We start from the raw sequence: 14,292 nt of genomic DNA, 5'->3' as shown, positions 1-14,292 counted from the left end.
CCAAAGGAGTTCAATCTTGTCTAAGGTTATATTGCAAGGGTATATCGTGGTACCAGACTCGGATCTTGCGGTGGTGAAAACGGAATTAGTCAATCACAAAAGGCTGACGTTAGAAGAGGCAGGGTGTTTAACCTTTACTGTTACACAAGATGTTGCCGATGTGCATCAATTTCATGTGTACGAAGAGTTCGTCGACCAAACCGCGTTTGATCATCACCAAGCCAGAGTAAAGTCCTCTACGTGGGGAAAAGTGACCAAAAATGTTGAAAGGCATTACCAAATAAGTCGCACTGAATAAGCGTATTCTAAATAAGAATGGCGCGTGCAGACGCCATCTTATATTAGTGTTCAACGATGTTTAGCATTGCCCCATTGCTTTTCTGGTCGTCATTTGAAGCACGCCGAAAAGTCCTACCAGAGCAGCAACAGCACTGGCAACTACAATGCCGCTTGTGGTTGTGATCCAACATCCTGAGATGATTAGCACTAATGATGCAATAACCCAAATATAGTCACCCCCAGAAAAATACAATACCAGTGCCTTTTTGGGTACTGGGATTCTTGACGCCCAAATTAGGTGAAGACCATTCACTATCAGTAGAACGCCTAAAGTGAATATTGCGAGTGCTGGAGCGGGGAAGTCACCACCTAAGAAGGTCGCTACCAAACTCGGTTGCAGCGCAAATAACGCTCCGAAACCTAAACAGCTCGTCGCGTTTGCGCGCATGATATTTTTTAGACTTAACATAATCACTTTCTCTATGTACACTTGGTTTACATGCAGAATAATGAATGAGTATTATTGTGTCAACTAGGTTTACAAAAAAAGGTACTCCATTGGTGGAGTCTCAGTCACTACAGCTGATCCAAAGCGCATCAATGCTAAACACTGTAATTACAAAATATCTTTCTCAGCGTTTGGTGGAAAAGGGGTATGTCTCACTTACTCCTGCACTTCTTTCATTTCTTGGAGTTCTTGAGTGTGGTGTGAACTACGGTTCTGAAATAGCGAGAAATTTAGACGTCACAAGGCAGATGGTCGCGAAAACCGTGAAACATCTGTGCCAGCTAGGGTATCTTGAGCAGAAAGATGGCGTTGGGAAACAGAAGGAAATTCATTTTACAGAGACCGGTGAATGCCTAATGGCAGACGCAAGGCAATTACTAGCCGAAATGGATAACATCTTATTTGACGATAAAGGTGCGGAAAAACCGCAGACGATAATTAGCGATCTTAATACTATGATTTGTGCCGTTAAGGAAAGCGAACATAAATAATCAATTACAAATTGGTAGACTCGTCATAACGTTCCCAACTTTTGGTAAGTCAGGTGGAAGGCGTTTTTTATAGTTAGATTTAACCTCGTTTTGTTTATATGGGAGTTATTGATTTATGGAGTGTGCGATGAAGAAAATAGCAATCGTAACGGGTGGTGGTCGAGGGATAGGAGCGGCAACTTCGATGTTACTGGCCTCTCAAGGATATTCAGTGTGTGTTAACTACCGTACGAATGAAGTACAAGCTCAAGCGGTTGTTGACGCAATTTCAAGTGCTGGAGGGACTGCATTTAGTGTTCAGGCCGATGTGTCCAAAGAGGCAGATGTACAGAACTTATTTGCAGAAGTGAATGATACGGTTGGGATAGTCACTCATTTGGTGAACAATGTCGGTGTACTCTTTTCCCAATCCACATTATCAGATATTAGCTTCGAACGTTTTAATCAAGTTATGGCCGTGAATGTTGGTAGCTGCTTTTTATGCTCAAAGGCATTTGTGAACCAGTCGACAGGGCCTGGAGCGATTGTCAATGTATCTTCGACTGCGGCTAGAAGTGGTGCTCCATTCGAATATATTGACTATGCCGCATCTAAGGGCGCAATGGATTCATTAACAAAAGGGCTCTCATTGGAACTCGCGCCTAAGGGAATTAGAGTTAATGCCGTTAAACCAGGTTTTATTTATACGGATATACACGCTGATGGTGGCGAACCCAACCGAGTTGAGCGGCTGTCATCACAAATTCCTCTCCAACGTGGTGGTACGGCAGACGAGGTTGCGAATGCCATCGCTTGGCTACTCTCAGATGAAGCGTCCTATATAACTGGTTCGTTTGTTGATGTAACGGGTGGAAAATAGCACACGTGAGATTCCGCTGCTTTCACATTCGGAATGGAGGTTTATTTGATTCAATATAGAGAAATTTCTAGTGATAGTGTACCGATAAGTTTGTTGCTTATTGCCGATCCTCAAGAATCTAAAATTCGAGACTATTTACATCAGGCGACTTGCTTTGGTGCTTTTGTAAAAGATGAGTTGGTATGTGTCTGTGTTTTAAATTCAAATCCTCATGGTGAAATAGAACTGTTTAATATTGCTTGTTTGGAAGCAAAGCAGGGCCAAGGCATCGGCACTATGCTGCTTGAGTTTGTTATTGGAGAACTCAAGAATCGAAATGTCACTAAATTGGTATTGGGGACCGGTAAATTTGGTCATCAGTTAGCGTTTTATCAACGACTGGGTTTTCGAGCTGAAGAGGTTTGGAAGAACTTTTTCATTGATTATTATGATGAGCCAATCTACGAAAATGGAATACAACACTACGATATGCTGAGATTTACTTTAGATATGTAGATAAAGTATGACTAATAACTCAGATGCAATAAACCTAAATACATCTAAGTTATACCACTAGGTACTATTGACCTTGTTGCTACACATCATCTAATCCACATATAAAAATACTTAAATATCAACCACAAAATTAATATGCTTTGTAGAGTTATGATCTCTGCCACTTTTTTAACGTAATGGCATCGAGTCGATCTTTATTTTCGTGCTAGTCGAACCTACGCTCAACTTACGGAATCGAATTGACAACAATACGATGTACCAGTGTCGCTGAATGTCAGTGCCAATAAGCCGATAAACAGCATAGTTAGTTAAAAATTTTGTTAGGTAGTTAGTCAATGTCAAACTCTAAAATATTAGTTGAATCCGGGACCAATGAGCTTGAAATAGCCGAATTTCAAATAATTAAAGAACTGCCAGACGGATCAACAAAGCATAATAGTTACGGTATCAACGTCGCTAAAGTACGTGAGATCATCAGAATTCCTGAAATGACTGATTACCCAAAAGGGGACGATAATGTTGTCGGGGTATTTAAATCTAGAGATACAGTCACCCCCTTGATTCATCTTGGTAAATGGTTAGGGCTATCTAAAAAACCGCCCACAGACAATCAATACGTTATCGTTACTGATTTCAATGGCGTAACGAACGGCTTTTTAATTGACTCTATTAATCGTATACATCGAGTTTCTTGGAACGATTTAGCGGCGGCGGGGGAAATATCACTCGCAGGTGAAGACAACTGTATCGTCGCATCAGTCACCATCGAAGATCGATTAGTTTTTATTTTAGATTTTGAAATGATCATTGCTGAAATGAACTCTGATATCAACATGAGTCAATATAATCTTTCGGCAGACAGTAGTGTCGATTTGTCGGTCGAGAAAAAGAGAGTGCGAGCACAACATACTGTGTTAATTGCCGATGACTCTAAATTTATACTAGAACAACTGAGTAACGTCGTCTCTCAGGCAGGATATCGTGTTGAAACAGTGACCGATGGTGCTCAGGCTCTAGAGTATTTTGAATCAAACCGTAAAGACATCAGTGCGATTGTGTCTGATGTAGAGATGCCTAAAGTTGACGGGTTATTCTTATGTAAAACGGTCACTGGTCAGCCGAACCCACCGCCAGTACTTATTTTCTCCTCGACAATGACAACAGAAAATAAGGTCAAAGCAATGGATGTTGGCGCGTCAGAAACACTCACCAAGCCAGAAATCCACCGATTGGTTCCTTGGCTCGACGAAACATTACTTTAGGTCTTAACTTACATGCTAATTTAGACCATCGAAATCCATAGTTATATAAAGCAATTGAGGTTATTTTATATGGCTATGGAAGTAATCAATTCATTATCTAAGCCCAATATCTAAACGATAAATCGCTCTAGACACCAATCACTACTGCCTTATTTCGCTCCCACATCTCCAAGTTTCAAGTTCTTCGTAATCTTTGATACATATAACCTTTGATACATATAACAAAGATCGCTTCTTTACTATTAATGTGTGTATTATCTTGTACCAAGTTTATAAACACTCGCGAGGACCATATTGATATGGGAAACAAATTTGAACCAACTAACAGCGATCAATTCTCAAGCGGACTTCAAATTGTAGAGCCAGACGACATTAACCGTCGTATCGCCTCGGGTGATACTTTCGTCGTCAATGTTGTTACGGCATGGTGTCCTGATTGCACAGAGAGACAAGCGTTACATATAGGTCGTTTTACTCAGGAAATGCATTCTCACGGCATTGATGTGTTGCAGGTGACAGTGCAATTATCTAAAGGCAACTTTATTAGCGTTGCACATGAAAAATTAACTGAGTTATTTGGTGGCCACGGGTATCCAAGAACGGTGTTGATTAATCATGGAAAAATAGCGGATCAAGATAACGTTGAGGTAATCACCGAAACCACGTTGTTAGAGTTAGCGAAGAAATTTGTTCAAATCACTGTTCAGTCTTAATTCTGTAATTGGGAGAACGTGAGTGTTAAAAGGAAAGTTTATGTCAAACCTGTTGATTCAATCAGTCATTGCCTTCGTATGCTAATGAATAACCTCAATCATTTTATATTGATGGCAGAGTATAACCATCGTATGAATAACCAGATCATAAATGTGATATCAGATTTATCAGATGAAAAGCTTAATCAGGACTTAGGAGCATATTTTTCTTCCATATTGGGGACGTTAAATCATATTTTGGTTGGTGATATTATATGGTTGTCGAGGTTTTGTTCCCACTCAGCTGAATACGTGACGCTTAGAAAAATTTTAGATCTTCCTAAACCGAGTGGATTAAATGATGTACTCTGTTCCGATCTTGTTTCTTTCAAGCTGCTACGAAACAACGTTGATACTTTAATTTCCGACTGGCTCAAGAATGAGGTCAATGTGAATGATTTCTTGAAAAACGTAAAATACTCAAATACAAAGGGTGTTGTTAGCGTTCGAAATTTTGGTGAACTGTTATCCCATTTGTTTAATCACCAAACGCATCACCGTGGTCAATTGTCGACCTTGTTATATCAACAAGGGATAGATGTTGGCGTGACTGATTTTTTGTTAGAGATTCCAGAAGCGTCGGTGTGACAGCTGGGTTTATTATTTAGATAAGAGATTATGCGTAAAACAGATAAGAAAATTGAAAATCAACTTCGAGAGAGTTTAACGGACATTTGTGATGCTGCGACACGAGATCTAAACGGATTTCAATGGATAACACATAACGTTAATTATTCTAACTTTCCGCAAAGCCTGAAGGTGATATGTGTTTTCGATACTAATGATAATCTCGACGATTATTTACAATCGGACCAAAGTTCAACATTGGCATCACTTGTTCAGGCCGAATTCAACAACCTCAGCATCAAAGTTAAGAATATTAATAACCATATTTCTTACGACACCGAAGAGAATTGCGACAACCAGAACAACGGAAATTGGGCGAATAGGCTCGGGTAACAGATTACCAACGCGCTAATTAAACGTTTTAATGTAATTTTCTTTGCGGTGTATTTCTGTTGCGCGGTTTGAATTATCGTCATGCCACTAGGAAAAAATATGAAACCTTTGATCGTTACATTATGTGGAAGTATTAAATTTGAGCAGGCGTTTATTGATGCCAATTTGAATGAAACGATGGCTGGCCGAATTGTTTTGAGCGTGGGCGGGTTAGGTTCAGCAAAAGCCGCGACACTTACTGAACAAGAAAAGCTAATGCTAGGTGAACTTCATAAACGTAAGATAGAAATATCAGATGAAATTCTCGTCATTAATGTTGGTGGTTATATTGGAAAGAGTACCCAATCTGAAATTGAATTTGCGACTCAATTAGGTAAAACGGTTCGATATCTAGAAGCACATTAGAACCATGAAATTGTATCGTAAGAATGAGCCTTAGATTGAATACTACACTATAAAATAGATATACCGGAGCAATAATGATAACGGTTGAAAAGCTTAATAATTCGCACTTGGAGCAAGTGCGTTCAATTCGGCTAGCGGATGAACAAGTAAAGTTTGCATGTACAGCAGACGAGTTTCTACGAGATGATTGTAAAACGATTCACTTACACGTAATTAAGTCTGACGATGCTGTTGTGGGTTTCTTTAAGCTCGATATTGCCTATTCGTCTCACTACGAGTTTTGTCCAGAAAATAGTATCGGTCTTAGGTCATTTGCACTGGATAAAAACCAGCAAGGTAAAGGGTTAGGGGCTGGTTCTGTAAAAGCGTTATTTGCTTATCTAAAATCTTTCTATTCGGACTACCACTCAATTTATCTTACCGTAAACTGCAAAAATCCGATTGCATTTAGTTGCTATCAAAAAGGTGGTTTCGAATACACCAATGAAAAATATCTTGGTGGAGCCGCTGGGCCTCAGTTCATAATGTGTCGGAAGATTTAACCCCAAACTCTTGTTTTTATCTAAAGCGAAAACGTTACTTCTGCCTTGTAATTAAAGGAGCAAATAGTGGAAAAGGTTTTAGTCAGTTCATGTTTAGTTGGAAACAACGTTCGATATAACGGCAGTTGTTTGAATATATCAGAATTAGATCTTAACTGGCTCCGTACTCATGTTGATATGGTTGTTTTCTGTCCAGAAGTATCGTCTGGTTTGCCGATTCCGAGGCCGCCCGCTGAAATAATCGATGGTCAAGGTGGCGATGTTATCTTTGGTGCCGCTCGTGTTGTCGCAAATGATGGCGTAGACGTAACAGAACCGTTTCTCGCAGGCGCTAAAAATGCATTGAAAGCATGCCAAAATAACGATATTAAATATGCGATACTCGCCGAAGCAAGTCCGTCGTGTGGTAGTTCAAAAATCTATGACGGTACGTTTGGTGGAGTTAAAATCGACGGTATCGGAGTGACGACTGCGCTATTAGAACGTGAAGGGATCAAAGTATTCAGCCAGTATACTATTGCTATTCTTAGGTCGGAATTGGAGTCAGATAAGTAAACCAGCTAAAGGAAATCTATCGATGATCAAAACAGTCGGAGTAACACAAATACAAGAAAAGCATATCGCAACATGTCACTGTGGTGCGGTCAAATTGGAATTGTCGTTACCAAACGGAATTGAAAAACCTCGACGTTGTGATTGTTCTATCTGTCGAAGAAAGGGCGCAATGGTTGCTTCTGTCGCTTTGGATGGGATAAAGATTCTAAAAGGGAAAGACGTTCTAAAGCTCTATCAATTTAATACCAATACCGCGAAGCACTATTTCTGCTCAAATTGCGGCATCTATACTCACCATCAACGCCGTTCGAGTCCGAATGAATATGGGTACAATATTGGGTGCTTAGAAGGGGTTAACCCTTTTGATTTAGGTGACGTGGTCACTAATGATGGAGTCAATCACCCAGCAGATAGATAACGGATAACGCTACAAATATCTGATCATCAAAAATTTCAATCGATGGAGATTTTAATGTTAATTCGATTTATGCAAAGTTCTGACCTTGAACAAACCGCTCAAGTACACAGTGAAGTATTCACGAGACAGACAAAGTCACGTGAATGGCTACAGTGTAACTTTAATGCAAGCCCCCGGTTCTTAAGCTTTGTCGCGGTGATTAGTGACGAAGTAGTCGGCTATATTATTTGGGCGCAGAAAAGTGGTTTTAGGCCCGAAGCGGTTGTTGAATTGGAGCAATTGGCTGTGGCACCTTCGTTTCAAGGACAAGGGATTGGGCGTCAGTTGATTGTAAAATCGTTGCCATTGGTGAATCAAACGCTAGCCGAAAACGGATCGACGTTAAAACATATTATGGTAACCACACGAGCGGATAACTTTGCTCAGAAACTCTACAAAGAGACATTAGGCGCAGAAGTTGAAACGACGATCTCAAATCTCTATTCTGCCGATGAAGTATTAATGATTGCACGTAACGTAAATTAACCAATCGAGCTAGCCAGAGCAAAAATTGCACTATGGCAAAGGAGGGGTGATGTCTAAACTCGATATTAGAGAAGCAGTAAAAAGTGATGCTGGTGTATTGTCAGGGTTGCTGGTTCAGCTTGGCTATGACACTGACGCCTCGACAATCGACGCATTTCTATCATCATCTACAAATGATCACAGTAATGTGTATGTGGGCGTTTTGGAAGGTCACGTTGTTGCGGTGATGTCGATATTGTTTTTTGATTACTTTCCTTCTGGCAAAAGGTTTTGTCGAATTACTGCACTCGTTGTCGATGATTCGATGCGAGGAAAAGGCGTTGGTTCAACACTCATTGAGTATGCAAAGTCGAAGGCAATTGCCGAAAAGTGCAGCATACTTGAGTTAACCACATCGCTTAGTCGCGTGCAGACACAGCGATACTATGAGCGAATCGGCTTTGAAAAAACATCGTATAAATATGTGCAAAAGTTAGACAGGAATGGGTAAGATGAAAATATGGGATTCGTGTCCCTGTTTTGTTGGTTTAATCCGCCAACCATTAAACAGCTTTTATTGGGTAACACTATGATTGATCAAGCAACACTCATCACCTATTTAGCCGTGTTACTCGGCTTTGTATTCATTCCGGGGCCAGCGGTACTTCTTACCTTAGCGAAGGCAACGAGCTCTGGATCTCGAGCGGGAATCGCCACTGGGTTAGGTATCGCGCTAGGCGATTTAGTTCATACATTTATGGCCGTGGTTGGGATTTCTGCGGTGATCATGACGTCAGCGCTTTTGTTCAATATCGTTAAGTTTATCGGTGTTGCTTACTTAGTGTATTTAGGTGTGCGTGAAATATTCTCTAAGTCAGAGGGGTCATTGGTTCGAACCACATGCAAAACAACCTCGAAGCAAGCGTTCAAACAAGCGGTGATTCTAGAGGTATTCAACCCCAAATCGGCGATGTTCTTTCTCGCGTTTCTGCCTCAATTCGTCAATCCAGCAAACGGGTCGGTTTCATCACAGGTTTTCATCCTCGGCGTGCTATTTATCTTGATGGGGCTGTTGAGTACGATCACGGTCTCTATTAGCGCAGGTAAGGTGAGTGCTTATCTGAAAAGTAAGCCGACCATTATGAAGTGGCAAAACAAGGTGATTGGTTCGATTTACTGTTCTCTTGGTTTACGTTTGGCACTGCAAGACCGAACGTGATATTGGTGGCGTTCTTTCTTGTTGATGGAGCACTGAATATCAGGGCGTGCCATTGTGCGCCTTGATAAATTTGTCTGCAAAAGTACCGAATTAACCAAAACCGAAGCGCTTCAGCGTATCCACAGTGGTGACTTGAGTGTTAACGGTGACATACTCACCGACGAAGCGACTCAAGTACACGAAAATAATACCGTTCAGCTTAATGGCGTCACGTTAACCGCGCGCCCGTTTCGTTATATCCTGATGCACAAATCCGCCGGTACCGTCTGTTCCAATATCGATGAAGTCTACCCATCGGTATTCAATTGCTTGAAAACAAACATTTCAGACATAGAAAGCACATCAGAATTACACATCGCCGGTCGTTTGGACGCTGATACCACAGGCATGGTGTTAATCACAGATGATGGTCGCTGGTCTTTTGCTATCACCAATCCCAAGCACAAATGCAGCAAGGTCTACCGTGTTGGGTTGTCCCGAGCAATCTCCGGCGATGTTGCCGCTCTGTTTCAGGCTGGCATCTTATTGCAAGGCGAACAACAAATCACTCGTCCCGCAACGTTAGAAGTGATTAGTACGAAAGAGGTGCTGTTAACCATTACTGAAGGCAAGTTCCATCAGGTAAAACGCATGTTTGCGGCGGTCGGCAATCGTGTTACATCACTTCACCGTGAAGCGATTGGCAGTGTTCATCTTGATGTGGAAGTCGGTCAATGGCGCTATTTAACCGATGATGAAGTTCGGTCATTATCGACGTAGATCAACGCACAAATAGGCGATTATGAAGCAAGCGATTGTTGGCTATCACAAAGACGAAGAAGATGACTGGGTTGCAGAACTGCAATGCGGTCATTTTCAGCATGTGCGGCATAATCCACCGTTCGTATGCCGTCCTTGGGTCGTTACCAAAACTGGTCGAGATTCAAAGTTGGGCTTTGAGTTAAATTGTAAAAAATGCGATCGGGATGAACCCATCGATACTATTGGATGAAATAAACGTGTTTAGCTTTTTGTTTCTTGTATTTGCGAGTGCGGCGGTTCTTTTATTGAATCAGCCAACGTATCTTATATTTCTGTATTTAGGCTCATCTGTTGTTACTTACGCAATGTTTGCCAAGGATAAAAGGGCAGCTCAAAACGGGCGTTGGCGTACACCGGAAAATACGTTGTTAACTCTGTCACTGATTGGCGGCTGGCCGGGTGCTTTATTTGCTCAACGTCGGTTACGTCATAAGACCAAAAAGCAGCCCTTTAAAATGTTGTTGTGGTTAATGGCCATCATCAACATTGGTACATTTGTCTGGACATTCACGCCAAAAGGCAGTGTTTTTGTTCACTATTGTTTAGATGTATTCAAAAGCCTTGTCGGTCATTTAGGTGCTTTTTAAGGAGTGGTTTTAATGAAATTTATTTGGTTAAAAATAGCGATAACCGTTTTAGTTTTCGCTGGGTTGTTTGGTGTTGTGTATTACAAAGTCGCGAGTGGGAGTATGTGATTATGAATGTCTCTTTATTAATTATGACTTAACTGGTTTACGCCACATTGTGTGTTAATTCGCACATCACTCAAATTAACACACGTCAATAAATATGCATTAAGTCTAGTATTTTGATGCACAGTTAATCGAAATAGAATACGATTCTGACTTATAACAACATTGTCGTCATTTTTCGACATTCAGACTCACTAAGTTGTTGTGATACAGAACTTTAGTGGTTCTGCTTTCTAATTATATGGACATTGTCACGTGGACAATGTCCATATAACAACTGTTATATGCTAGGGCTAAAAATCAGGTCAGGGGATGAAAAGAATCAATGTAATAGGCACTAGTGGTAGTGGAAAAAGTACTTTCAGCCGTATGCTCGCGAGTGAGCTAAAGTACCCTTATGTTGAAATGGATGCCTTATTTTGGAAAGCTAATTGGCAAGAATCTTCAGATGAAGAGTTCTTTGCAAATTTGGCTGACAGGTTAAACTCCGAACACTGGGTTCTTGATGGTAACTACAATCGAACTGCTGAAATTAAATGGAGTAGGGTAGATACTATTGTTTGGGTTGATTACTCCTTTGCAAGAACACTGTTTCAAGCTGTGAAAAGGGCTCTAGTACGTACAGTGACCAAGCAAGAATTATGGGATAAAACGGGTAATGTTGAGTCGTTCAGAAAGTCTTTTCTTAGCAAAGATTCTATTATCCTTTGGACGCTGAAAACGTACAGTAAAAATAGGTCTCGCTACACAGAATTGCTTAACGATCCAAAGTATAGTCATATCGAGTTTATAAGAATCACAAGCCCTAAAAAGGCAAAGGCGTTCATGGGTGAGATACGCACATAACAGCGTTTAAGACTGATTCCCAACGATTGGCACTTTTAGTGCTATCGTTGGGTTTTGTGTTTAAGGTGGTATGGATAGGTTTCGTGGTGGCGTTGCTCACTACTTAACGCGGCTACATGGATTCCCCCGGTTGTCAAACATCCGCTAAACTAACAGTGATGAGTTTTGGACTGCCGCTCTACATTCGGCCTACTTATCGGCAATTTTATGTTTACCGTGGCCCTGTTGACTTACGCGACTGCGGTGCCTTATTCGTTAGATGACATCTAGTGTGTCCGCCGCATTAACAGGCTCTCCGCAAGTGGTCTTAACCTATCTCCATCATTAGCATCTGCAATGACCCGGTGGGTTCAACTCTTAATGATGCAGCTTAACCGCTTTAATGGTTAAGCAGCATAGTTTTCATATTCAGTTTGGTTGTGTAAAAGAGACCAGATGATGCGAGCATTTGGCAGCAAGTGCCACAATTGCGCGTTATTTAACCCTCGTCTTTCTTTAATTTGTCGGCACCACTGGCTCAGGCGGTCTTGTTTGTCACCAATCGTGGTAACAACGGCTCGTGCCCCGTGAACTAGCAAAGTACGAATATACTTGTTACTATGCTTCGTTATCCTCCCTAAGCGATTCTTCCCTCCAGTAGAGAACTGTTTGGGGACAAGACCTAACCAAGCAGCTAAATCTCGACTCTTATCGAACTGACTACCATCGCCAATCGCGGCAATGATGGCAGTAGCCGTTTGTGGGCCAATACCTCGAACCTTAAGAAGACGTTTGGTGTTTTCATGTTGTTTGGCCATAGATGCAAAGGTTTTTTCAGTATCATCAATTTGCTGGTTGAGGCTTTGAAGGTGTGAGTAGGCGTCATTAATAATGTGTCTTGCCTGGTGGGGTAGCAAGTTTTCGGCATCCTCTAAAAGAAGAGGGACTTCTCTCATGAGAGTTGCTTTCCCTGTCGCCATGACAAATCCAAATTCGGATAAAATGGCTCTGATACGATTCATTAACGCCGTTCTTTCGCGAACCCAATGTTCACGCATTCGATGAGTAGCAAGAACGGCTTGTTGCTCAGGAGACTTAATAGGAACAAATCGAGTAGATGGTCGTTGAACCGCTTCGCATATAGCAGCGGCATCATTAAGGTCGTTTTTCCCCTTCATTCGGTAAGGTGCAACATATTTAGCAGCCATAATACGGCAGTCATGACCGAGTTGATTGAATGTTCTTGCCCAATAATGGGCGCCACCGCAAGCTTCTATACCTATACGCATGGGGGCAGTTTTGCTATGGTATTAAGCAATTTAGAGCGGGTGACATTCTTGTGAAGAACGACTTTGCCATGCTGGTCAATAGCATGAACACTGAAGTGATTTTTAGCGAGATCAATACCGCAATAAGATAGATTAGACATGGTGCCTCCAGTAATAGTGTTGACCACTTAAGTGTGGCAGATCCTTGGGAGGGGGGAATCCATGTCATTCGTTATGTTTTTTCTTAGGGAGCCAATATTGACTAAAAGTGTATTATTAGTTGGGCTAGATTATTCAGGTCCAAATATTAAAGATGTAGAGATTGAAACACTAGGACTTTGTCGTCCAGAAATTGATGAAGGTCGTGCTGCTTATGCTCTATATGAGTATGATTTAATAATAATCAATCCTCAAAGCTATTCTCATTTTATATTTGGTTCTGAGGGGCAGTTTAGCAATTCGGAATATGAACTCTCTTCGTTGAAAAGTGAAAATAACTCTTATGATCTTGATTCAGTTTTTGATTACCACGACAGGTCAGAAGAATTAAAGGCTGCTTTAAAGAATGGTTGCCGTGTAATTTGGCTTCTAGCTGAAGAAAAAAGAGAGCAATTTTTTGGGTATAGAAAAGTTTGGATATCATACTTAAATGAACAAGTTGAAAAGCTAGTATCTAGAAATGATCTTTACAGAAAAAAATCACGACAGTTAAAGATTACTCCAGACGGGATTAAGTTAAAAGCATATTTTGACCAAGTGGCCAAAGATGGATGGAGGTTGTGTTTGGATCCTCCTTCGGGATCACATAAAAGTCTGGCCAAAACTCCCGAAAATTATGAATTGGGTATGGAAATTGATTTAGGTGGGAATGTTGGGTGGTTACTAACTCCACCAAGATCTACCGAAGCAATAACAGCTTTGCTCAAGTGCGCTTTAGAATTAGATGAAGATGATGTGATACATCATAAATATGACGGTGTTTTTCTTAGCCATACCAGTGAAGATAAGCCTTTTGTCAGAAAGTTAAAAACTAGCTTAGAAGAGCATGGCGTAAAAAATGTTTGGTTGGACGAGGCTGAAATTCAAATTGGTGATTCATTAATTAAAAAGATTGATGAGGGGTTAAGGATGACTAAGTATATAGGTGTCATTCTGTCTCCTAGGTCAATCAAATCTAGTTGGGTTGAAAAGGAATTAGATATTGCAATGAATAAAGAAATAGGAACTGGAGAGGTAGTTGTACTCCCCTTAGTTATGGAAGAGTGTGAATTACCGACTTTTTTACAAGGTAAACTATATGCCGATTTTTATACACCAGAAAAGTATGAAGAATCACTACAAAAATTGCTAAGGCGTTTACGTAAGTAAGCACCAAAAATATAACAAGATAATTGGACTCCCGCTCTAATACGAAGCTAACCTTAAAGGTGGCAAATGAGTCTGGGAGAAGACGATGA

The 14,292-nt window shown here is 40.9% G+C and carries 21 protein-coding genes and 1 pseudogene; 20 read left to right on the top strand and 2 right to left on the bottom strand.

Going from position 1 to position 14,292, the window contains the following annotated elements; all coding sequences use genetic code 11:
* Positions 1–16 precede the first annotated feature (16 nt).
* Complete coding sequence (locus ACWU4D_RS17070; RefSeq protein WP_456052658.1) at positions 17–298, top strand: putative quinol monooxygenase; 282 nt, start codon at positions 17–19, stop codon at positions 296–298.
* Between the two features lie 60 nt (positions 299–358).
* Here ACWU4D_RS17070 and ACWU4D_RS17065 read toward each other — a convergent pair whose 3' ends face one another.
* Positions 359–748: a hypothetical protein gene (locus tag ACWU4D_RS17065; protein ID WP_456052657.1), complete on the bottom strand. Its 390-nt coding sequence runs from the start codon at positions 746–748 to the stop codon at positions 359–361.
* A 131-nt stretch (positions 749–879) separates the two neighbouring features.
* Between ACWU4D_RS17065 and ACWU4D_RS17060 the strand changes: the two genes are divergently transcribed.
* From ACWU4D_RS17060 to ACWU4D_RS16975, 18 genes are all read left to right on the top strand, one after another.
* On the top strand, positions 880–1,278 hold the full coding sequence (locus ACWU4D_RS17060) for a MarR family winged helix-turn-helix transcriptional regulator (protein ID WP_456052656.1): 399 nt from the start codon (positions 880–882) through the stop codon (positions 1,276–1,278).
* A gap of 127 nt (positions 1,279–1,405) precedes the next feature.
* Positions 1,406–2,137, top strand: coding sequence for an SDR family oxidoreductase (locus ACWU4D_RS17055; RefSeq protein WP_456052655.1), 732 nt, complete (start codon positions 1,406–1,408; stop codon positions 2,135–2,137).
* Between the two features lie 45 nt (positions 2,138–2,182).
* Entirely contained in the window at positions 2,183–2,632 is a 450-nt protein-coding gene (locus ACWU4D_RS17050) for a GNAT family N-acetyltransferase (RefSeq protein WP_456052654.1), read from the top strand.
* Between the two features lie 335 nt (positions 2,633–2,967).
* Positions 2,968–3,894 (top strand): chemotaxis protein CheW, encoded by a 927-nt coding sequence (locus tag ACWU4D_RS17045; protein ID WP_456052653.1) that lies wholly within the window; start codon positions 2,968–2,970, stop codon positions 3,892–3,894.
* A gap of 299 nt (positions 3,895–4,193) precedes the next feature.
* Positions 4,194–4,607 (top strand): hypothetical protein, encoded by a 414-nt coding sequence (locus ACWU4D_RS17040; protein WP_456052652.1) that lies wholly within the window; start codon positions 4,194–4,196, stop codon positions 4,605–4,607.
* Between the two features lie 18 nt (positions 4,608–4,625).
* Positions 4,626–5,234 (top strand): DinB family protein, encoded by a 609-nt coding sequence (locus tag ACWU4D_RS17035; RefSeq protein ID WP_456052651.1) that lies wholly within the window; start codon positions 4,626–4,628, stop codon positions 5,232–5,234.
* Between the two features lie 30 nt (positions 5,235–5,264).
* The gene (locus tag ACWU4D_RS17030; protein ID WP_456052650.1) at positions 5,265–5,606 is read left to right on the top strand and encodes a Fis family transcriptional regulator; all 342 of its coding nucleotides are present in this window, start codon (positions 5,265–5,267) and stop codon (positions 5,604–5,606) included.
* A gap of 99 nt (positions 5,607–5,705) precedes the next feature.
* Positions 5,706–6,011 (top strand): hypothetical protein, encoded by a 306-nt coding sequence (locus tag ACWU4D_RS17025; RefSeq protein ID WP_456052649.1) that lies wholly within the window; start codon positions 5,706–5,708, stop codon positions 6,009–6,011.
* A gap of 74 nt (positions 6,012–6,085) precedes the next feature.
* Entirely contained in the window at positions 6,086–6,553 is a 468-nt protein-coding gene (locus tag ACWU4D_RS17020) for an N-acetyltransferase family protein (protein WP_456052648.1), read from the top strand.
* A gap of 66 nt (positions 6,554–6,619) precedes the next feature.
* Positions 6,620–7,108, top strand: a complete 489-nt coding sequence (locus ACWU4D_RS17015) for a DUF523 domain-containing protein (RefSeq protein ID WP_456052647.1) — start codon at positions 6,620–6,622, stop codon at positions 7,106–7,108.
* A 25-nt stretch (positions 7,109–7,133) separates the two neighbouring features.
* The gene (locus ACWU4D_RS17010; protein ID WP_456052771.1) at positions 7,134–7,526 is read left to right on the top strand and encodes a GFA family protein; all 393 of its coding nucleotides are present in this window, start codon (positions 7,134–7,136) and stop codon (positions 7,524–7,526) included.
* A gap of 69 nt (positions 7,527–7,595) precedes the next feature.
* Complete coding sequence (locus ACWU4D_RS17005) at positions 7,596–8,051, top strand: GNAT family N-acetyltransferase (protein ID WP_456052770.1); 456 nt, start codon at positions 7,596–7,598, stop codon at positions 8,049–8,051.
* A 49-nt stretch (positions 8,052–8,100) separates the two neighbouring features.
* Positions 8,101–8,541 carry a GNAT family N-acetyltransferase gene (locus tag ACWU4D_RS17000; RefSeq protein ID WP_456052646.1) on the top strand — a complete coding sequence of 147 codons (441 nt, stop codon included), beginning with the start codon at positions 8,101–8,103 and terminating at the stop codon, positions 8,539–8,541.
* Positions 8,542–8,550: 9 nt separating this feature from the next.
* Positions 8,551–9,249: a LysE family translocator gene (locus ACWU4D_RS16995; RefSeq protein ID WP_456052645.1), complete on the top strand. Its 699-nt coding sequence runs from the start codon at positions 8,551–8,553 to the stop codon at positions 9,247–9,249.
* A 54-nt stretch (positions 9,250–9,303) separates the two neighbouring features.
* Positions 9,304–10,008, top strand: a complete 705-nt coding sequence (locus ACWU4D_RS16990; RefSeq protein WP_456052643.1) for a pseudouridine synthase — start codon at positions 9,304–9,306, stop codon at positions 10,006–10,008.
* 22 nt (positions 10,009–10,030) lie between these two features.
* Positions 10,031–10,240, top strand: a complete 210-nt coding sequence (locus ACWU4D_RS16985) for a DUF3565 domain-containing protein (protein ID WP_456052642.1) — start codon at positions 10,031–10,033, stop codon at positions 10,238–10,240.
* Positions 10,215–10,637: a DUF1294 domain-containing protein gene (locus ACWU4D_RS16980; protein WP_456052641.1), complete on the top strand. Its 423-nt coding sequence runs from the start codon at positions 10,215–10,217 to the stop codon at positions 10,635–10,637. Before ACWU4D_RS16985 ends, ACWU4D_RS16980 begins: the two co-directional genes overlap by 26 nt.
* Before the next feature lie 417 nt (positions 10,638–11,054).
* Entirely contained in the window at positions 11,055–11,588 is a 534-nt protein-coding gene (locus tag ACWU4D_RS16975) for a shikimate kinase (RefSeq protein ID WP_456052640.1), read from the top strand.
* A 386-nt stretch (positions 11,589–11,974) separates the two neighbouring features.
* Here ACWU4D_RS16975 and ACWU4D_RS16970 read toward each other — a convergent pair.
* Positions 11,975–12,996 (bottom strand): annotated as a pseudogene (locus tag ACWU4D_RS16970) (IS110 family RNA-guided transposase).
* Positions 12,997–13,093: 97 nt separating this feature from the next.
* Between ACWU4D_RS16970 and ACWU4D_RS16965 the strand changes: the two are divergent.
* Entirely contained in the window at positions 13,094–14,203 is a 1,110-nt protein-coding gene (locus tag ACWU4D_RS16965; protein ID WP_456052639.1) for a toll/interleukin-1 receptor domain-containing protein, read from the top strand.
* Positions 14,204–14,292: the final 89 nt, after the last annotated feature.

This window comes from Vibrio phycocola (assembly GCF_053850235.1).
This window is presented reverse-complemented; position numbering and strand designations above follow the sequence as displayed.

Excerpts from the sequence above, each read along its gene's own strand:
- ACWU4D_RS16975 (WP_456052640.1), top strand. The coding sequence starts at position 11,055 with ATGAAAAGAATCAATGTAATAGGCACTAGTGGTAGTGGAAAAAGTACT.
- ACWU4D_RS17045 (WP_456052653.1), top strand. The coding sequence starts at position 2,968 with ATGTCAAACTCTAAAATATTAGTTGAATCCGGGACCAATGAGCTTGAA.
- ACWU4D_RS17055 (WP_456052655.1), top strand. The coding sequence starts at position 1,406 with ATGAAGAAAATAGCAATCGTAACGGGTGGTGGTCGAGGGATAGGAGCG.
- ACWU4D_RS17025 (WP_456052649.1), top strand. The coding sequence starts at position 5,706 with ATGAAACCTTTGATCGTTACATTATGTGGAAGTATTAAATTTGAGCAG.
- ACWU4D_RS17065 (WP_456052657.1), bottom strand. The coding sequence starts at position 748 with ATGTTAAGTCTAAAAAATATCATGCGCGCAAACGCGACGAGCTGTTTA.
- ACWU4D_RS17000 (WP_456052646.1), top strand. The coding sequence starts at position 8,101 with ATGTCTAAACTCGATATTAGAGAAGCAGTAAAAAGTGATGCTGGTGTA.
- ACWU4D_RS17005 (WP_456052770.1), top strand. The coding sequence starts at position 7,596 with ATGCAAAGTTCTGACCTTGAACAAACCGCTCAAGTACACAGTGAAGTA.
- ACWU4D_RS16980 (WP_456052641.1), top strand. The coding sequence starts at position 10,215 with ATGAACCCATCGATACTATTGGATGAAATAAACGTGTTTAGCTTTTTG.
- ACWU4D_RS17020 (WP_456052648.1), top strand. The coding sequence starts at position 6,086 with ATGATAACGGTTGAAAAGCTTAATAATTCGCACTTGGAGCAAGTGCGT.
- ACWU4D_RS16995 (WP_456052645.1), top strand. The coding sequence starts at position 8,551 with ATGGGATTCGTGTCCCTGTTTTGTTGGTTTAATCCGCCAACCATTAAA.
- ACWU4D_RS17040 (WP_456052652.1), top strand. The coding sequence starts at position 4,194 with ATGGGAAACAAATTTGAACCAACTAACAGCGATCAATTCTCAAGCGGA.
- ACWU4D_RS17030 (WP_456052650.1), top strand. The coding sequence starts at position 5,265 with ATGCGTAAAACAGATAAGAAAATTGAAAATCAACTTCGAGAGAGTTTA.
- ACWU4D_RS16985 (WP_456052642.1), top strand. The coding sequence starts at position 10,031 with ATGAAGCAAGCGATTGTTGGCTATCACAAAGACGAAGAAGATGACTGG.
- ACWU4D_RS17060 (WP_456052656.1), top strand. The coding sequence starts at position 880 with ATGCTAAACACTGTAATTACAAAATATCTTTCTCAGCGTTTGGTGGAA.